The organism is Cognataquiflexum nitidum, from assembly GCF_022538055.1.
In the GTDB taxonomy this organism is placed as follows: Bacteria; Bacteroidota; Bacteroidia; order Cytophagales; family Cyclobacteriaceae; genus Cognataquiflexum; species Cognataquiflexum nitidum.
In genome coordinates this window covers 1-18,478 of sequence record NZ_JAKZAM010000010.1, presented here as the reverse complement: position 1 = coordinate 18,478, position 18,478 = coordinate 1, and the positions used below count along the sequence as shown (strand labels likewise).

The 18,478-nt window shown below is 41.4% G+C and carries 21 protein-coding genes, 1 pseudogene and 1 riboswitch; of the genes and pseudogenes, 9 read left to right on the top strand and 13 right to left on the bottom strand.

What is annotated here, in order from left to right:
- The first annotated feature begins 22 nt into the window (after positions 1-22).
- Both MMU07_RS08445 and MMU07_RS08440 read left to right on the top strand, forming a co-directional pair.
- Positions 23-1,087, top strand: a complete 1,065-nt coding sequence (locus MMU07_RS08445; protein WP_241125426.1) for a fatty acid desaturase family protein — start codon at positions 23-25, stop codon at positions 1,085-1,087.
- 150 nt (positions 1,088-1,237) lie between these two features.
- Positions 1,238-1,335, top strand: a riboswitch (TPP riboswitch).
- Positions 1,336-1,513: 178 nt separating this feature from the next.
- Positions 1,514-3,907 carry a TonB-dependent receptor gene (locus tag MMU07_RS08440; protein ID WP_241125425.1) on the top strand — a complete coding sequence of 798 codons (2,394 nt, stop codon included), beginning with the start codon at positions 1,514-1,516 and terminating at the stop codon, positions 3,905-3,907.
- Positions 3,908-3,993: 86 nt separating this feature from the next.
- Here the strand turns inward: MMU07_RS08440 and MMU07_RS08435 are convergent, their stop codons facing one another.
- The 5 genes from MMU07_RS08435 to MMU07_RS08415 form a co-directional block, all read right to left on the bottom strand.
- Positions 3,994-4,590, bottom strand: a complete 597-nt coding sequence (locus MMU07_RS08435) for a hypothetical protein (RefSeq protein ID WP_241125424.1) — start codon at positions 4,588-4,590, stop codon at positions 3,994-3,996.
- Positions 4,591-4,718: 128 nt separating this feature from the next.
- Positions 4,719-5,477, bottom strand: coding sequence for an SDR family NAD(P)-dependent oxidoreductase (locus tag MMU07_RS08430; RefSeq protein WP_241125423.1), 759 nt, complete (start codon positions 5,475-5,477; stop codon positions 4,719-4,721).
- A 13-nt stretch (positions 5,478-5,490) separates the two neighbouring features.
- Positions 5,491-5,949: an RES family NAD+ phosphorylase gene (locus tag MMU07_RS08425; RefSeq protein ID WP_241125422.1), complete on the bottom strand. Its 459-nt coding sequence runs from the start codon at positions 5,947-5,949 to the stop codon at positions 5,491-5,493.
- 8 nt (positions 5,950-5,957) lie between these two features.
- Entirely contained in the window at positions 5,958-6,428 is a 471-nt protein-coding gene (locus MMU07_RS08420) for an antitoxin Xre/MbcA/ParS toxin-binding domain-containing protein (RefSeq protein ID WP_241125421.1), read from the bottom strand.
- 79 nt (positions 6,429-6,507) lie between these two features.
- Positions 6,508-6,981 carry a GNAT family N-acetyltransferase gene (locus MMU07_RS08415; protein WP_241125420.1) on the bottom strand — a complete coding sequence of 158 codons (474 nt, stop codon included), beginning with the start codon at positions 6,979-6,981 and terminating at the stop codon, positions 6,508-6,510.
- Between the two features lie 112 nt (positions 6,982-7,093).
- Here MMU07_RS08415 and MMU07_RS08410 point away from each other — a divergent pair, with 112 nt between their 5' ends.
- The gene (locus MMU07_RS08410) at positions 7,094-7,864 is read left to right on the top strand and encodes a type III pantothenate kinase (RefSeq protein ID WP_241125419.1); all 771 of its coding nucleotides are present in this window, start codon (positions 7,094-7,096) and stop codon (positions 7,862-7,864) included.
- Here the strand turns inward: MMU07_RS08410 and MMU07_RS08405 are convergent.
- Complete coding sequence (locus tag MMU07_RS08405; protein ID WP_241125418.1) at positions 7,858-8,532, bottom strand: peptidoglycan DD-metalloendopeptidase family protein; 675 nt, start codon at positions 8,530-8,532, stop codon at positions 7,858-7,860. The two genes, MMU07_RS08410 and MMU07_RS08405, sit on opposite strands and share 7 nt — an antisense overlap.
- 65 nt (positions 8,533-8,597) lie before the next feature.
- Here MMU07_RS08405 and MMU07_RS08400 point away from each other — a divergent pair, with 65 nt between their 5' ends.
- Positions 8,598-9,554: a pyridoxal-phosphate dependent enzyme gene (locus MMU07_RS08400; protein ID WP_241125417.1), complete on the top strand. Its 957-nt coding sequence runs from the start codon at positions 8,598-8,600 to the stop codon at positions 9,552-9,554.
- A 25-nt stretch (positions 9,555-9,579) separates the two neighbouring features.
- Here MMU07_RS08400 and MMU07_RS08395 read toward each other — a convergent pair whose 3' ends face one another.
- Together MMU07_RS08395 and MMU07_RS08390 are read right to left on the bottom strand one after the other, a co-directional pair.
- Positions 9,580-9,831, bottom strand: a complete 252-nt coding sequence (locus tag MMU07_RS08395) for a DUF2442 domain-containing protein (RefSeq protein WP_241125416.1) — start codon at positions 9,829-9,831, stop codon at positions 9,580-9,582.
- Positions 9,832-9,838: 7 nt separating this feature from the next.
- Positions 9,839-10,066 carry a DUF4160 domain-containing protein gene (locus MMU07_RS08390; RefSeq protein ID WP_336246183.1) on the bottom strand — a complete coding sequence of 76 codons (228 nt, stop codon included), beginning with the start codon at positions 10,064-10,066 and terminating at the stop codon, positions 9,839-9,841.
- A 117-nt stretch (positions 10,067-10,183) separates the two neighbouring features.
- On the opposite strand from MMU07_RS08390, the pseudogene MMU07_RS21830 reads away from it, so the two are divergent.
- Positions 10,184-10,315, top strand: a pseudogene (locus MMU07_RS21830) (threonine/serine dehydratase); the annotation flags it as partial.
- A 5-nt stretch (positions 10,316-10,320) separates the two neighbouring features.
- On the opposite strand, the gene MMU07_RS08385 reads toward MMU07_RS21830, so the two are convergent.
- From MMU07_RS08385 to MMU07_RS08370, 4 genes are all read right to left on the bottom strand, one after another.
- On the bottom strand, positions 10,321-10,689 hold the full coding sequence (locus MMU07_RS08385; protein ID WP_241125414.1) for a hypothetical protein: 369 nt from the start codon (positions 10,687-10,689) through the stop codon (positions 10,321-10,323).
- Positions 10,682-11,200, bottom strand: coding sequence for a hypothetical protein (locus tag MMU07_RS08380; RefSeq protein ID WP_241125413.1), 519 nt, complete (start codon positions 11,198-11,200; stop codon positions 10,682-10,684). Before MMU07_RS08380 ends, MMU07_RS08385 begins: the two co-directional genes overlap by 8 nt.
- Positions 11,190-11,528 (bottom strand): hypothetical protein, encoded by a 339-nt coding sequence (locus tag MMU07_RS08375; RefSeq protein WP_241125412.1) that lies wholly within the window; start codon positions 11,526-11,528, stop codon positions 11,190-11,192. Before MMU07_RS08375 ends, MMU07_RS08380 begins: the two co-directional genes overlap by 11 nt.
- A gap of 138 nt (positions 11,529-11,666) precedes the next feature.
- A complete protein-coding gene (locus MMU07_RS08370) occupies positions 11,667-12,179 on the bottom strand; it encodes an FKBP-type peptidyl-prolyl cis-trans isomerase (RefSeq protein WP_241125411.1) in 513 nt (170 codons plus the stop codon).
- 120 nt (positions 12,180-12,299) lie between these two features.
- Between MMU07_RS08370 and MMU07_RS08365 the strand changes: the two genes are divergently transcribed.
- Positions 12,300-12,884 carry a YqaA family protein gene (locus MMU07_RS08365; RefSeq protein ID WP_241125410.1) on the top strand — a complete coding sequence of 195 codons (585 nt, stop codon included), beginning with the start codon at positions 12,300-12,302 and terminating at the stop codon, positions 12,882-12,884.
- Between the two features lie 50 nt (positions 12,885-12,934).
- Positions 12,935-15,751: an excinuclease ABC subunit UvrA gene (uvrA, locus tag MMU07_RS08360; protein WP_241125409.1), complete on the top strand. Its 2,817-nt coding sequence runs from the start codon at positions 12,935-12,937 to the stop codon at positions 15,749-15,751.
- 363 nt (positions 15,752-16,114) lie between these two features.
- Here the strand turns inward: uvrA and MMU07_RS08355 are convergent, their stop codons facing one another.
- A complete protein-coding gene (locus tag MMU07_RS08355) occupies positions 16,115-16,537 on the bottom strand; it encodes a VOC family protein (RefSeq protein ID WP_241125408.1) in 423 nt (140 codons plus the stop codon).
- 64 nt (positions 16,538-16,601) lie between these two features.
- Here MMU07_RS08355 and MMU07_RS08350 point away from each other — a divergent pair, with 64 nt between their 5' ends.
- On the top strand, positions 16,602-17,510 hold the full coding sequence (locus tag MMU07_RS08350; RefSeq protein ID WP_241125407.1) for a patatin-like phospholipase family protein: 909 nt from the start codon (positions 16,602-16,604) through the stop codon (positions 17,508-17,510).
- Positions 17,500-18,117, top strand: coding sequence for a class I SAM-dependent methyltransferase (locus MMU07_RS08345; protein WP_241125406.1), 618 nt, complete (start codon positions 17,500-17,502; stop codon positions 18,115-18,117). The genes MMU07_RS08350 and MMU07_RS08345 overlap by 11 nt, the downstream gene beginning before the upstream one ends.
- Positions 18,118-18,478 lie beyond the last annotated feature (361 nt).

The window sequence follows — 18,478 nt, the reverse complement described above, 5'->3', positions numbered from 1 at the left end:
TACCATTAATACCTAATAGAATATGCGTCCGCCTCGATTTAGCACAGCAACTTCCTTTCATGCCGATTTGAAGTCAAGAATCAAAAATTACTTTACAGAAAAAAATTTAGAACCAACCGGTAACGGTTCACTCTACTTCAAAGCCATCCTGTTTGTGGTGATGTTTGTGGCAGTTTATGTCCATCTTGTTTTCTTTACCCCATTTTGGGCCATTGCACTTCTCGAAGCAATCTTGCTTGGAGGTTTGGCCTCCGCCATTGGATTCAATGTGATGCATGATGGTGCGCATGGTAGCTTCAGCAAAAAAGAATGGGTAAATGAACTCGCCGGAGTTACCATCAATTTTCTTGGAGCCAATGTTTTCATGTGGAAAACAAAACACAACGTAGCCCACCATTCTTTCACCAATGTGGACGAGCACGATGACGACATGAATGCGAGACCTTTCCTAAGGCTGAACCCATCACAGAAACACTTCAGAATCCACAAATACCAGCATCATTACTTCTTGTTCGTCTATGCCTTGTTGTACCTCTATTGGGTTTTTGTGACTGATTACAAAAAATATGTCCAGAAAAGAGTAGGTTCTGTACCTATCCAAAAAATGAATTGGAAGGACCATGTGTCATTTTGGGGATTCAAATTGACCAACCTCTTCCTTTTCATTGCTTTGCCGATTTATATGGTGGGTTTTATGCCTTGGTTGGTTGGATTCCTGGTTTTTGGGGTATCAACAGGAGTTTTCTTGAGTGTGGTATTCCAACTTGCGCATTCTTTGGAAGAAACTGAATTTCCTTTGCCTACTGAAGCCAACAAACTCGAGGATGAGTGGGCTGTGCATCAGTTAAGGACCACTGCAAACTTTGCTACTGACAATAAAATTCTTTCTTGGTTGGTTGGGGGATTGAATTTCCAGGTTGAACATCACCTATTCCCAAACATCTCCCACGTGCACTATCCTGCCATCAGCAAAATCATCAAGGAGACTTGTCAGGAATACAACATTCCTTATCTAGAGCATCCCAAAATGAGATTGGCATTTGCATCGCATGTGAATCATTTGAAACATCTTGGAAATAGCTATTAAAAATAACATGCTTTTGTTTTAAGAAATAGATACTTAGCCATGGACCAAATCCATGGCTTTTTTCATTTCAGGAAATTGTGGGGAAGTAAAAACCGAAAAGGTTCCTTCTGGATTTTTTTGCATCCAAAGCATTTCCCATTACATTTGCCTAAAGATCATTAGGGGTGCCTTTAACAAATCGGGCTGAGATCATACCCACAATACCTGATCCGGGTAGTGCCGGCGAAGGGAAATGAGTAACTCGAATTAAAACATTGACCGTAGGGACTAAAGTCTGGAGAAGGTTAATTCCTTTCCAAGTATGCATGCAATACACTATGTCGATTTTTTTGATTTGGGTCAAAGGGTAAACACAAAACAGAAAATCTCCCCTGATTTTCTGATGTTTAACCAAATGTTGCTGCGGCAATATGTAATAAATTAACTATGAAAAAATCAGTATTTATCCTGGCCATTTGGCTGGTATCCTTGTCTGCTTTTGCCCAATCAAGCCTCCGAGGTGTGGTCAAAAGCATTTCAGGAGAAGGATTATTGGGCGCTAATGTGGTCCTCATGGGAACAGGAAGAGGATCCAATTCCGATCTCAACGGAAATTTTGAAATAAGGAACATTCCTGATGGGAAATATACCTTGAGGGTCTCCTATTTAGGATTCGAGACCTTTTCACAGGAAATCAACCTTCCAAATCCTACAGAACTTCAGGTAGTGCTTTCTCCAAGCAGCTTGCTCACCGAGGAGTTTATCGTGTACGCCACCCGTGCCTCTGAAAGGACGCCGACTACTTTCAAGATGATCGACAAAAGTGACATTGCCAAGCTCAATCTCGGGCAGGATATCCCTGTTTTGCTAAACTTCACTCCTTCTGTAGTCAGCTTTTCGGATGCAGGGGCGGGAGTAGGCTATACCGGATTGAGGATCAGAGGCTCAGACCAAACAAGGATCAACGTCACCATCAACGGGATTCCATTGAATGATGCCGAATCCCATGGTGTATTTTGGGTAAACAAACCGGATTTTGCCTCATCTGTCGAGAATATTCAGATCCAACGCGGTGTAGGAACTTCCACCAACGGAGCTGCTACTTTTGGGGCAAGCATGAATATCCAAACAGACAGTCATGAGAAAGAGGCCTACGGGGAGGTGGACAATTCTTTTGGGTCATTCAACACCCGAAGGCATATGGTCAAAGTCGGAACCGGATTGATCAATAACAGATGGGGATTTGATGCAAGATTGTCTCAAATAACTTCAGACGGTTTCATCGACAGGGCCTTTTCTGATTTGAAATCCTATTTCTTGACAGGCGGGTATTATGGAGAAAATCATGTCCTCAAGCTAAACATCATTTCGGGTAAAGAGCAGACCTATCAAGCTTGGGAGGGCGTTCCGGAATCCCTCCTCCAAACCAACAGGACTTTCAATCCCTACACCTATGACAACCAAACTGACAACTACCAACAGGACCATTACCAGCTGATATATACCGGGGCTTTAGGGAGCAATTGGAAAGCAAATGGTGGGCTGCATTATACCTACGGAAGAGGCTATTATGAGCAGTTCAGGAATAATGACAGACTTTCCAATTATGGATTGGATCCGATACAAATTGGATCCGAAACTATTTCAAGAACAGATATCATCCGCAGAAGGTGGTTGGACAATGACTTCTTTGGAGGGGTTTTCTCTTTTAATTATGTCAGCGACGATGATAAATGGAATGTGATTTTCGGCGGTGGTGCCAACCGCTATGACGGAGACCATTTCGGAGAAATCATTTGGATGGGAACAGCAGGAAATACCCGGGTTCGTGACCGGTACTATGACAATACCGCTATCAAAGACGATGTCAACCTCTATGGAAAAGCTACATTGGAAGCTTCAAAAGGACTGTTCCTTTTTGCCGATATGCAATTCCGGGGAATAGACTACTCCTTTGTCGGCGTCAATGATGACAGGAGGGACATTGAGGGAGACTATCAGTTCAGATTTTTCAACCCCAAATTGGGCTTTTCCTATGAAACAGGTGAAGGTGAAACCTGGTATGCTTCCTATGCTGTTGCCAACCGCGAACCTGTCAGAAATGACTTTACCAATAGTCAAGTGAACCGTTCTCCCAAGCATGAAAATCTTCAAAATATTGAAGCAGGTATCCGGACCCAAAAAGGAAATCTGAGCTATAATGCAAACTTCTTTTACATGAGATATAAAGACCAATTGGTTTTGACCGGACAACTCAATGATGTCGGGGCCTATATCCGTGAAAATGTCGCAAATTCTTTCCGCACCGGGATTGAGTTGGATGCTGCTTACAGGATTTCGCCAAAGTGGACCATCGCCGGAAACCTCACTTTGAGCAGAAACAAAATCGCAGAGTTTACCGAATACATCGACGATTATTCAGTGGAGGATATCAGACAGGAAGTGATTGTCCACACCAATACCGATATCGCTTTTTCTCCCAATATCATCAGTGCAGCCATCATAGATTTCAGGCCGTTCAAAAACTTTGAGGTGAGCTTGCTCAGCAAATATGTAGGGAATCAGTTTTTGGACAATACCCAAAATGAAAGCAGGATGCTAAACGCCTTCATGACAAATGACCTCAGATTCAATTATGCCTTGAGACCAAGGTTTGTCAAAAATCTTGAATTTTCTCTTTTAGTGAACAATATCTTTAACCGGATGTATGAACCAAATGGCTATACATTCAGCTATTTCCTGCCACTTGAAGGAACGACAGGAAGGGAATTGGTTACGGAAAATTTCTTCTATCCCCAAGCAGGCACCAATTTTCTTGCAGGGATAAAAGTGAGGTTTTAGAATTTCTGGATAAACCCAAACTCGGCGATTGAAATCCGAGTTTGGGTTTTTTAGAAAATACATTTACTCTGTGATCTGAAGGAAGCTCATCTGACCAGTCCGATCAACTTCTGATAATCTTCGATGGTCACCATCACCGCGTTCTTCTCCTTTTCATCTTCCCATAAGGGAACCCATTTTTCGTTTCCCCTAACTTCGAAAATTGCGTTTTCTTGGAGTATAGGGGTAATCTTTTGGGCAAATTCTAAATGGGCAAATTTATCACCTCCCTCAAAGGTAATTTCCCCTTCCTGATTTTTACCTGGAATGGACCATTTCACCCGGATTGGATTTTCCTCAATATTTGGCTCCAAAAAAATGTAAGCTTCGTCGCTGTGTTGATTGATGATAATTGAAAATACAAGCGTAGGCCTATTGGTATCTTTGGACCGCTTGCCATGTCGGTAGACAGTCATTTTTGCATCTCTTCGTATTTCGATATCATAATAAGATGACCGTACATTCTTGAAATATATCCTTTCCGGATCGGTCATTCTCATTGGACTCGGTTCTCTTCCTGAGTTGTTGGCTCTTTTCTCATTGAAAAATGACATCACCAAAACAAAAACCAAAGATCCTATTCCGAAGATTTTCAATAATCGAATCAATTCTGGGGATAGAGAGCCTTTGTTACTTTTGGCCATAACAAAACAATATAAATTTTTAGTTTTTAGAGAAATCAAAATCCATTAAGCCAACATTAAAATCATTAAAAGGATTGATATGGAAAATTATATCAATTTATTTCCATCTATATCAACCTTATATCATTTCAATGTACATAAGAACCCGCATTGATATCTATCGTACATCCTGTAGCATGGTCTGCAAGTCCTGAACAAAGCAATGTCACCATCGGGGCAATATCCTTTGGTTCGGTAAGTTGATTGAGCGCAATATCATTCAAAGCATATTCTTCCCCGTATTGGTCCATAAAATCCTGTGCCATGTCTGTCCTTGTAAATCCCGGCGCAATTATAAAAGCCTTGATTCCTTCTTTTCCATAATACCTGGCGATTGATCTGGTATAACTTACGATAGCGGCTTTTGATGCAGCGTAAGCCAGATAATCAGGCGTATCTCCTCTAAATGCCGCACGGGAGGAAATGTTTACGATTCTTCCGTTTTTATTTTGACGGGCATGCTCGATAAATTCCTTGCTGATAATGGCCAAGGCATGGATATTGACATCCATGGTTTTATGCCAGACATCCATCCATTCTGTGGTAGGAGCATTGTCGGGAATTCCTATGGCGATTCCGGCATTGTTCACCACGGCATCAATTTTTCCATATGTTTTGATGAGTTCGGGAATCCATCCTTTGACCGATTCTGAGTCAGCTAAATCGCAGGGTACAAGGTGGGAAGGGTTGGGTAAAGAATCTTGAAGTTTCTTTGCTTCAGTGATATTCTTGTTGAAATGAAGCAATACTTCGGCTCCTGATTTTGAAAGTTGGGAGGCAATGGCAGCTCCGATACCACGGGAGGCTCCTGTGACAAGGATTCGATGGTTACTCAGGTCTATGTTCATAAGGATTTAATTCTTAATAATTGATTTCAAAATTTACGGTTTCCTGTGACACCAATTTGACGGTTTGAGTAAAATCAGGATGCAAAGGATTGATCAAGAGGTTATGTTCATTGGGAAAAGAACTTGCAGGAATCCTTCCGGAAGGGATCTGTAATGCTACAGAGGCCATCTGCCTCGCCCAAAAATTTCCCAATTGCTGTGTGCTGACCGGATGGGGACGCCTTCTCCAATCTGAAGGCCAGTCAGAAGGTTCCAAATAAGGGATTTCTCCTGAGATATCCATGGTAACCAATGACCATGATGCCTGACTGACTGTGGGACCTTTGATACTGAGCAATTCCAAAAAGTTAAGAGAAATTTGGTTGCAGGCATAAATCAAGGGCGTGCCATAAGGATTCCATCTACCTGCCCCCAAGCCAAAGCCCAATGGACTTCTTCCGGGCAGATTTTCTATAAGTCGGTAGTATTTCAAAATGGAGATTACATAAAATTACCCCAAGACATAGCCTCCAATGCCTCCTCTACCAACTCCAGACCATAGGGATCCCGCATCAAATCAGCAGGAATCTTGTCCCCTAAAGAAACATTGGAAGTGTGCAGCCATTCAGAAAACAATGCCTCAGATCCAAAAATCCGGACTCCTTTAAATACGATCTTATCCATGTCCATGATACTTTTGGTCAGCAATCGGGTCAATGTCTTGTCTTCTTTTTTCCAACGGGAAAGTGTACTTGGATCTACTTCCATCAGCTCTGCCACCTCATGCTGACTGTAGCCCAAATAGTCAAATAATGGCTTGGTATCAGCAAAAGACATCGAGACTTCAACATAAGCACTTGGCTCTGCCACCTTATCATTTGGAGCTTGGAAAAAGTATTGGGAAGCAAATAAATCAGGCACATCGGATGTACCCCGATAACCTGAGAGTGTATAAGTGTAACTGATGGTCATAGCTGATCCATTGATATCCTCTTCAAAGATAATAAGATTTTCTTATTTGCAATAATATTATATTGCATTTACAATAAATTTACAGAATTTTCTTAATATCTTCTGATTGTAAGTTACAGTTGATCCATCCGCTGTCGAGCTCAGCCCCGTATTTTTGGTAGAAGTTGATCGCAGGGGTATTCCAATCCAAAACCTGCCACATCATGCCGGTACAATTGGCTTCGATGCATTTCAGCATCGTACGGTCAAATAGCAATTTGCCTGCACCATGACCTCTTTCGGTCTCTGTGACTACGATATCTTCCAAGTAAAGCCGCTTTCCTTTCCAGGTACTGTAGCGGTAATAAAATATAGAAATGCCAATGATTTCACCTGTGGAATTCTTTTCTGCAACAAAAAGTCCATATATTGGATTTGGTCCAAATCCGTCTTCTTGCATCATTTCCAATGTATTGGTTACTTGCTCAGGTGCTTTTTCGTAAAGCGCAAGTTCTTTGACCAGTTCCAAAACCCTTGGCAGGTCTTCTATTTTTCCTTCTCTGATGGTATACATGATGGAAAATTACCAAAAAACACAAAGGCAAAAAATCAATTTATATATTTGGATATATGGCGCTTTGGTAAGTTGCCACATATGAACTGGAATTCCTAACCCTAATAGAAGCATGTTTTTAGCGATAGATGCCGGCAATACCAACATTACCTTTGGTTTTTTTGATGAAGATTTAAAAAAATGGATCCATGAGTTCCGGATCAATACCCTGAAAGAGCTCACCGTACTTCATATTGAAAGAGAGATTCACCTGTTTTTTTTGGAAAACGGTATCAAAACCGATAAAATCACAGCTATTGGGATATCATCTGTTGTGCCCGAGATCAATCCTATTTTACAACAATTCTGCCGAGAATACCTTGAAAAAAAATGTTACCTCATTCACGGAAAAAGCTACCAAAAACTAGCGGTCAGCACCTCGCGCCCAAATGAAATCGGTAGCGACCTGATGTGTAATGTGACTGCTGCATTTGATAGATTCAAATCTCCTTCTATCATTGTTGATTTTGGAACGGCATTGACTTTTACTGTCGTGGGAAAAGAAGGAAAAGTTCTGGGAGTCAACATTGTCCCTGGATTGAAAACGGCAATCAAATCTTTGTTTGCCAATACTTCCAAATTGCCGGAAGTGGAGTTGAAATTGCCCGAATCCGCTTTGGGTAAAAACACCATCCATTCCATTCAGGCAGGAATCCTTTATGGTTATTCCGGTCTGGTAAAAGGAATGCTTGAAACCATTCAAAATGAATTGGGCTATTCCTGTCATATCATCGCCACAGGTGGTCTCTCTTCCATTATCCCCACTTTGGAAGGGTCATTTGAAGTCATCGACCGCAACCTTACCTTAGAAGGGATACGCCTTATCACTTTGGCAAATCAATGACCGATTAGGATCGCAGGATCAGGACAGATTGTTTTGAATTTGTCAATGTCACGATGTGAACATACTCCCGGAAAATCGCCCAGATTTCCCATCATGTCCCACATCAATTGGAAATGCAAGTGCGGGGGCCAATCGCCGTTTTCGGGATATGGACCCAGATGGCAAAATTCTTTTCCTTTGATAATGGCTTGACCGGTTTTTAGATGTTCCAAGTCGGATGTGGCTAAGTGACCATACAAACTGAAAAATACTGTCCCTTTGATCTCGTGCTGTAAAATGATGGTCGGACCATAGTTACCAAAACCTGCATTGTCATGGAAGCTGTGGACCACAGCATCCAATGGCGCAAATACAGGCATTCCGGCCTCTGCCCAGATATCCACTCCCATATGGATATCCCGGAAATCCGACTCTTGAGTTGCGAAAACATCACTTCTGCTGTAAATGACGCGGTGTTCGAAATATCCACCATGGCCAAACCTCTTTTCGGCCTTTTGTAACAATCCAAAAACATAGCGGGTAAAAGTTTCTGTATTTGAAATATCAACAGCAGGCAATTCTTTATTTGTAGGAGAAAAGTCCATTTTGATGGAATTGGAAGCATCCAACCATTTTCCCATCACCGGAAAAATCGAAACATCGGATAGTAAATTTTCTAAAGAAGGCATGGCTTTCATTTTGCTGCAAGATAAAAATTTTGTCAGTTTTAGGACCTTCGCTTATCTTTATTTCCATGAATGAAATTATTGAATTTCCCTCCCTTAAAGATATTAAGGTTGCACACCAAAGGATCCAGCCATTTATCCACCGTACACCTATCCTGACATCTGAAGCCATCAACCAAATCGCAGGTTGTGAGATTTATTTCAAATGTGAGAACTTCCAAAAAGTAGGCGCTTTCAAAGCCCGTGGTGCTGCCAATGCGGTAATGAAACTGACTGAGGAGCAAAAGGTAAATGGGGTAGCCACCCACTCCAGCGGCAATCATGCTGCGGCTTTGGCAAGGGCAGCGTCTGTGGCAGGCATCAAGTCCTACATTGTCATGCCTTCCAATGCACCCGAAATCAAGAAAAAGGCTGTAGCAGGCTATGGAGGGGAAATCATTGAGTGCGAACCCACATTGATTGCAAGAGAAACCACCCTGAAGGAAGTTGTCGAAAGAACAGGAGCGGTATTTATACCCCCTTATGACTATTTGGATGTGATCGAAGGACAGGCGACATGTGCACTAGAAATGTGGGAAGAAGGGATTCCTTTTGATACAGTGATGGCACCGGTAGGAGGAGGGGGTTTGCTCAGCGGAACCGCGCTGACTACGAAGTATATTTCCCCAAGCACAAACGTCATCGCCGGTGAACCTGAAGGCGCAGATGATGCTTTCCGCTCATTCAAAGCAAAAGAATTGATACCGATGGTCGGTCCCAAAACCATTGCTGATGGCCTACTCACTTCCCTTGGAAAGATCAATTTTGAGATCATCATGGAATATGTCGACGACATCCTCACGGTAAGTGAAGCAGAAATCATCGAGGCGATGCGCCTTGTCTATGAAAGGATGAAAATCATCATTGAGCCAAGCTGTGCTGTTCCTTTGGCTGCATTACTGAAAAACAAGGAAAGATTCAAAGGTCAAAAAGTGGGAATTATTCTTTCCGGAGGAAATGTGGATTTGGGGAAATTGCCTTTTTGAAATACGAAGAGTTGGTTAGACTTATTTATTTTGAAATGGGCTCTTCTTCAGACTGCAATTGTTTAAGGTAATTGGGGCAAAAATCATATCCATTTTCCCAAGCCAATCCTCCGCCCTGTTCAATGAAGACGCCGGAAAATTTATCATAATCTAACAATTCGGTCGAAAACCCTTTAGTTAGAAAAGGTCGAAAATTTATGGTTTTTTCTTCTCCATCATCGAACTTAATCCAAATTCTGTAATTTTGAAGGACTTTAAAATCTCTAACTCGGTCCATGGTTGTGTTAATTTAATGGTTCGATACTATCTAATTTAGTAGGAACGGTTGCTTTTTCCCAATTGTTCAATAATTCTTCTTTATGTTGTGATGCCCATTCCAACACCAAGGCATGGGCTCTTTTTGGTAAATTTCCTGCAATAACATCCAATGTTTTTATATCGTATTCTGCATTCATGCCTTGGTATTCGGCATGAAAATGTGGAGGGTTGTGGTCTTGAAAATACATTCGGATAACTATCCCTTAGAATCTTGAAATCTCAGGCATTTTAAATTTTTTTTTCAACCTTTAATCTGGTATTTTTTATCCTGATTACTTCCTGATTTTTAATGGAACTTTAAAAAAATAGATAAAATCATCATTGAGCCAAGCTGTGCGGTACCCTTGGCGGCATTACTGAAAAACAAAGAAAGGTTCAAGGGTCAAAAAGTGGGAATTATCCTTTCCGGAGGAAATGTGGATTTGGGGAAATTGCCATTTTAAACGAATTACTTTTTAAAAACAGTTAAAGATTTATCCCTGATTTTATTGGGTTTTTTACCTTTTAATTGAATTACTTCAATAGAATCATGTATCTCAGAATGGTAAACATTATCAGGAATAATTGGTAGATATTTAACAATTGCGCCTATTTCCCTAACATCATATGTAAGTACCTTGCAAATTGCTATAAAATTTTTTTTTGATAACAATTCGCTAACACATTCAGATTGAGATCTTCCACCATCTCTGTCTACCGAAACTCCAAACGAATCTTTGAATGTAGCAGATGAAGGTCTATCATTTTCAAAGTCCCAATTTACATTTACAACCCCTCTAAATAAAAATTCGTTGTCATCAATATTTTCATTAAACATGGAATTCAGTTATGACTTTTGGTAAATCATCAAAACTCATATTTCTTTCCATTTCCTCTCCATTTTTAATTTTATACATGAAAAGTTCTTTTTCGAAAACTTCTATTTCTAACAGATTATTTTCATCTTTAAAAAATTCAATTTGAATTGTACCTCTTCCGGTTGGGAACAATTTTGGTTGATAATCTAATTGAGAAATAATATCCTCAGTAATTTGAATTACTTCTTCGTTAATAGGTTTGGAGTTATATCCATTCCAATTTGATTTTAAATTTTTAAGATGAAATAGAGTTTGTTTATTAAGCTTTAATTTTTCAAGTGAATATCGATTTGAATCATTAAATCTTGTTGAATTTTGTGACCCAACAGGCTTGTGATAAGAGAAAATTATTGGTTCTTCAATAATTCTTGGGATTTGAGAAGTTGAATCAGCAATTAATATTAAAGCTGCATACTTTAATAAATCGCTATATCCTTTTCTGGTGTCTGTTATTATATTTCTATTTCTCATTTATTTTTGAAATTATTTCTAGAGATGATATATGTTCACCTAGCCACCTGTGAATTTCTTTTGCCGTTTGATAATTCATAATTATTCCATTTTGAATAATTCTAACAAAGCTGTTTTTCAAATCTTCTGGTTCAACTTCTGCTGATTCTTTACCCATTATTCCATTTTCGATTGAAAATGTTTGGGATTTTGGTAAAGCATTCCTTTCTAGATAAAAATTCACGACTATCTCTCCCAAAGGATTAATTCCACCTTGGGCTCCATTTATGTAAACGGGATTATAATTTTCTTCGAAAATGTACTTACACTTAATTTTATTTTCAGCCATTATTTCAAATTTTATCAAAATAAGTGAATTAAATTGATTTGTCAATAATATTAAAATGTGTTTTGGAATCCAAGATTCACTTATACTTTAACGTATTTTTTTATTTTTTAGATGTAGGGTTTTTAAAAACATTAATGATCAATGTTGATGCCCACCTTCACCATGCACATGACCATGGTCGATTTCTTCCGGAGAGGCATCCCTGACAGACACTATTTCTCCTTCAAAGTAGAGATCCAATCCCGCCAACGGTGAATTGAAATCCATATGGACTCCTCTGTAATCAATCTTGGTGATTTCTCCTCTCAGTTGATTGCCTTGGTCATCCTGCATCGGGACTACTTGGCCGACCCGAAGGGAATTCTTGGCTTTTTTGCCGTCTTCCTTAAAGTTAGCTTTTGGGACGATCACTTTTTTGCTTTCATCATAATCTCCATAGCCATGTTCGAAATCAATAAAAACCTCAAACTTATCTCCTGCTTCTTTTCCTTCAAAAACAGCCTCCAAAGCCGGTAGTACGTGACCTGTGCCAAAAAGAAAATGAAAGGCCTGCTCTCTCTTGACACTTTCAAAATGTTCCTTCCCATTTTCCCCATCGTCGACATGCAGCTCATAGCTGATCGCCACAACTTTGTTTTTCTCTATTTTCATGATATTGTTGGTTGACAATTTTTTTCAAATTAAGCCAAAATTGAAGAAACGAGTTCAGCAAAAACAGGAAATCATTGGATTTCCTTTCTACCTTTATTAGGTTATGAAAAACTAGAAATTATGAACCGGATAAGATTTTCAAATGAAAAAACCGATTTTCTGGTAAAAAACATCCTGAAAGGCTTTTTCTTCTTGGCAATATTGGTTCTGATTTTTTATCTTCTGAGAAAAGGGACAACAGAGGAGGATCGGATGCTTTGGTTTGGCTCGATATACAATAATCCCATGTTGGTCTTGGCAGTCTTCGTTGCTTCGGAGATCATCTTCGGTATCATTCCACCGGAGATTTTCATGCTTTGGTCCATGGAAACTGGGTATTTTGGGCCGTATTTTATAAGTATCGGCACGCTTTCTCTGATCTCATATGCAGCTGGTTTTCTGAATTTCACCATTGGCAAGTTTCTCAAAGGAAAAGTCTCCTGGCTAAATGGAGAAAACAAATTCCTCAAAAAATACCAAAAAATGTTTGACCAATATGGCGGCTACCTGGTGATCGTGGCTTCCGTCACCCCGATACCATTTTCCGCTGTATCATTGCTTGCAGGGGCAGGTGGACTGGACAAAACAAAATACCTCCTCAACAGCCTTTTTAGAATCCTGAGGTATTTCGTCTATGCCTATATTCTTTGGCAGGTTGAGGTCTAAACTTTCCAACAAATTACCTTTTGAGCTGTTGTTTGGGTAACTTTGTATCTATGAGTGTAAGCACCGAATTTCAATCTCCTTCTATAGAAAACCTTGATCCCAAGGAATTCATCATCATCAAAAACGCCAAGGTCAATAACCTCAAAAGCCTGAGCGTCGCCATTCCCAGAAATAAACTTGTGGTAATCACCGGACTTTCCGGTTCGGGAAAATCCTCCCTGGCTTTTGACACGCTCTTTGCCGAAGGCCAAAGAATGTATGTCGAAAGTCTGAGCTCCTATGCCCGTCAGTTTCTAGGCAGAATGGAAAAACCGGATGTCGAATACATCAAAGGTGTCTCCCCAGCCATCGCCATCCAACAGAAAGCCAGTACCAAAAATCCCCGGTCTACAGTCGGTACGACCACTGAAATCTACGATTACCTCAAGCTGCTTTTTAGCAGAATCGGCAAGACCATTTCTCCTGTAAGCGGGGATGAAGTCCGACACCATACCGTCAGCGATGTGGTGGACTTTATCCACACTTTCGAAGAAGGGGAAAAAGTAATGATCTCCTGTCCACTACAACAGATGAATGGCAGGACGATGCTCAAAGAAATGGAATTGCTCCTTCAGAAAGGATTCACCCGTGTACTCGTAGATGGTGATGCCTATTTTGTGGAGGATTTGGTAGGAGCGCCTACCCTGCCAAAAGGAAGCTATCAGATTTTGATCGACCGTATCTCCATCCAAAAAGAAGACGAAGACAATCAGTTCAGGATCGCGGATTCAGTACAGACGGCTTTTTTTGAAGGCCATGGGGAATGTACCGTAACCATACCCGGAAAGGAAAAGAAAACCTTCACCGATCGTTTTGAATTGGATGGAATGAGTTTTGAGCTGCCATCAGTCAACTTTTTCAGCTTCAACAACCCCTATGGAGCATGCAAAAGATGTGAAGGCTTTGGGTCTGTCCTCGGACTTGATCCGGATCTGATCATTCCTGACAAAAGTCTTTCTGTCTATGAAGGTGCAATCGCTCCCTGGAGGGGGGAGAGTTCAGGCAAATGGCTGGAACCCTTGGTTAAAAAAGGTATCTATTTTGATTTTCCCATCCACCGAGCCTATGAAGATTTGGATGATGCACAAAAAGAATTGATCTGGACAGGGAATTCCTACTTCCAAGGGCTCAATGATTTTTTTGCAGATTTGGAAACCAAAACACATAAAATCCAGTACCGCGTCATGCTTTCCAGGTTTAGGGGCAAAACCACCTGTCCGGATTGCAGGGGAACGAGACTGAGAAAAGATGCTTCTTTTGTCAAAATCAATGGAAAGTCCATCACAGATATTGTGTTGCTCCCGATCGAGAAGGCCTTTGATTTTTTCAAAAATATTGAGTTGACGGAGGCTGAACATAAAGTTGCCAACAGATTGCTCAAAGAAATCATCAACAGGTTAGAATACATCGACAAAGTAGGGTTGGGGTATCTGACATTAAACCGTCTCACTTCCTCACTTTCAGGTGGGGAATACCAAAGAATCAAATTGGCGACATCCTTGGGTTCAGCGCTGGTTGGCTCCATGTATATCCTTGACGAACCAAGTATCGGCCTCCACCCAAGGGATACCGACAGGTTGATTGAGGTGTTGAAGGCTTTGAGAGATATGGGCAATACCGTTATTGTGGTGGAGCACGAGGAGAAAGTCATGAAGGCAGCGGATCAAATCATCGATATCGGACCTGATGCAGGTGTTTTGGGTGGGGAGTTGGTTTTTCAGGGAGACCTGACCGAGCTGATGATCAAAGGAAATACCTATACCGCCCGCTACCTGAAAGGCGAAGAAAAAATCCAAAATAAGGCCCAGAACCGAAAGTTCAGGGATACGATCATCGTCAAAGGTGCAAGAGAAAACAACCTCAAAAACCTGACTGTCAAATTCCCATTGAACACCCTGACCTGCGTCACCGGTGTCAGCGGATCAGGTAAATCCACCTTGATCAAAAAGGTTTTATATCCTGCTCTCGGAAAAACACTAGGCACTGTCATCGATGAGACAGGCAAGTTTGACAAATTGGATGGCAGTTATAAAAAGATTAGCCAGATTGAATTTGTCGACCAAAATCCCATAGGGAAATCCTCCAGATCCAATCCGGTCACTTATGTGAAAGCCTACGATGCAATCAGAACTTTGTATTCCGATCAGACTTTGGCCAAGCAAAGAGGATACAAACCGGCATTCTTTTCCTTCAATGTGGATGGCGGAAGATGCGAAGCCTGTCAGGGAGAAGGTACGGTGACCGTCGAGATGCAGTTTATGGCAGATATTCACCTGACCTGTGAATCCTGTCATGGCAAAAGATTCAAAAATGAAATCCTCGATATCAAATACCATGACAAAGATATTGCCGATGTGTTGGACATGACGATCGATGAGGCAATGGAATTTTTCAAAGGAAAATCCCAAATCATCAACAAACTCCAACCCCTGCAGGAAGTTGGCTTGGGTTACATAGGTATGGGCCAATCATCCAACACCCTTTCGGGAGGTGAAGCCCAAAGGGTCAAACTCGCTTCTTTCCTTGGAAAGGGAGGCACCAAACCCGGAGACCATGTCCTGTTTATTTTTGATGAACCGACGACCGGTCTGCATTTTCACGACATCCGAAAGCTGCTCCATTCGATCAATGCACTGATAGACCAAGGGCACTCGGTCATCATCATTGAGCACAACACCGAAGTGATCAAAGCAGCCGATTGGGTTATCGATTTGGGACCTGAGGGTGGAGAAAAAGGGGGTTATGTGACTTTTGAGGGAACTCCGGAAGCCTTGATGGAAACAGAAGGAAATTACACAGGCAAATACCTGAGGGAGTCATTTATATAGAAAAAGCCAAGAAGAGTGGGAGGAGGAAAAAGCGGTTGATCCGCTTTTTCCTCCTCCCACTCCAAGCGATGAATCTCCGGTCCCTGAGCTTGTCGAAGGGAAAGTTACTATTATGCCATTCTGAACCGCAGCTTGTGGACGTGAAGAATCTCTTTAACCTTTGAGACTCTCCACTTTGTTATTAATGACGTAAATGTGCGGGTCGTCACCCTGAGTGAAGTGAAGGGTCTCTTTTTTCTGAGATCTTTCATCCTTCCCGAAAAAACGGGACAGGCTGTACCTCGGATTCAAGATGACGCAACACCAACCGTCATTCCTTTTCTGAAAATTCAAAAATGTTAAGGACTCAGATTGACGGAAATGCTATCTAGCAAAAATCTGGCTTTCGTCCTGAAAGGATTTGAACTCCAAAGCATTGCCACAGGGATCCAAAAAGAACATGGTGGCCTGCTCGCCTACCTCTCCTTTGAACCTGATATAAGGTTCAATGACGAATTCGATCCCGTAGTCCCGAAGCTTATCTGCCAATGAATGCCATTCTTCCCAAGGTAGGATTGCCCCAAAATGTCTGACAGGCACATTTTTTCCATCTACTTCATTGGCTTTGGCCATTGAAAGCTCCTCAGGCTTGATATGGGCAGAAAGCTGATGCCCAAAGAAATTGAAATCTATCCACTTGTCGGTACTTCTGCCGATGTCACAGCCCAATAGATCTCCATAAAACTGACGCGTTTCCTCGATGTCTCTGATAGGAAATGCAAGGTGAAAAGGCTTGAATTGACCCATAATTGCTTAATTTCGTTTTTCGAAATAGAAAAGTAGCATTCATTTTTCAAAATCATATTAAACCATGAGCAAAAAAACAGTTTCATTGGTACTTTCAAGTGGTGGAGCAAGGGGAATGGCACATATCGGTGTCATAGAAGCGCTTGAAGAATCAGGGTATGAGATTGTATCGATCGCAGGATGCTCAGCCGGAGCCCTTATTGGAGGCATGTATGCAAGTGGCAACCTGCCCAAATTCAAAGATTGGATCTGTAATCTTGATAAGATAGATGTGTTCTCCTTGATGGATTTTACGCTTTCAAGCAAAGGGTTTATCAAAGGGGACAAAGTTTTTGCAGCGCTCAAAAAAATCATTGAAGACAGACCGATTGAGGACCTGGACATTCCTTTTGTATGCACAGCGGTCGAAATTCCCGCAGGCAAAGAGCATATTTTTCGAAAAGGGAGTATGTACTCCGCCATACGTGCATCGGCCTCGATTCCGACTGCTTTTACCCCTGCCAAAATCCATGGCAAAGAATACATTGACGGAAGTATCCTGAATCCCATTCCGTTGAACCTTATTCCCAAAGAGAAGATTGCTGACTTGGTTTTTGCGGTTGACCTGAATGGACCCAAAACCGCTTTTGTAGAAAACTTGAAAGATAGAGAGAAAAAGGAAAGTGATACTTCTAAAGTAAAGTTGCCCAATTGGTTGACAGAATACCGACAAAAGTTTTCCACCTATTTTTCTTCCAATGAGAAAGAGGAAAAAATTAAAGGGATGAGTTCTTTGGATCTCCTCAATTATTCCTTTGACATGCTTCAGGACAAGCTTTCGGAGTTGGTTCTCGAAAAATATCAAGTCGATATCATCGTGGAGATTTCAAGGACCCAAGCAGGCACCTTGGAGTTTCACCGCGCTGCGGAATTGATCGAAATCGGCAAGCAAAAAGCCCTGGCTGCCATAAATAAATACGAAAATGGACATTAAATCCCTCAATCAATTATTAGGCAATATTGATATTTACCTGCTGGACCAGATTCTCAAAGGGCGATTTGACAAGGAAATGAAAATCCTTGACGCCGGCTGCGGAGAGGGGAGAAATACCGTCTATTTTCTGCATGAAGGATACCAAATATTCGGAGCCGACAGCAATCCAATTGCCATTCAGATGGCAAGGATTTATGCACAGACCATCCAAAAAGAGGTTGATGTGTACCGCTTTCAGACTTCGTTGATCGAAAAACTGCCCTTTCATCAGGGAGCTTTCGATGCCATTATCAGCTCAGCTGTTTTACACTTTGCCACAAGTGAAACCCACTTTTTGAAAATGATGGAGGAGATGATGCGGGTACTGAAGCCCGGAGGAATCTTTTTCTTAAGAATGACGACTAGCCGGGGAGAAATGCAGGAAAAATCCCCACATCTTGGCGATGGGGTTTATTTGTTGCCTGATGGATCGGAGCGGTTTCTTTTGACTGAATCCTTGGAAAAAGAGATTGTTTCGAAATACAAGCTCAAATACCTCGAGCCCGCAAAAAGCGTCCTTGTGCATGGACAAAGAGCCATGGGGGTTTTTGTTTGGGAAAAAGAGTGATTTTTTAATGGGCAATATTTCTTTCTTTTGGGATTTCTGAATGAAAATTGGTGAAAAGTTAAAAAGCCTACAAAGGCGTTTCACATAAGCCCATGGAGTACTTAGCATCTTAAGCCGAGATATTTTTCATAAAGGAGATTTCTTAGACGAGGTTTGATTCAGAGTAGAGAATGGGAAACTGATTGCTGAGGCTGTGTCTGATTCCAGCGCTGTGATTTCAAAGCCATCGCCCCCGTCTGGGTGTAGAATGGCGTGTCTCTAGGTGTAGTTTGCAACTACACCTTCTCAAGTTTGGCTAATTTCTGGCTTGAAACAATGCAGCTAGGATAGGATTATCTGTTTTTTTGAGGGTTTGCAGTTT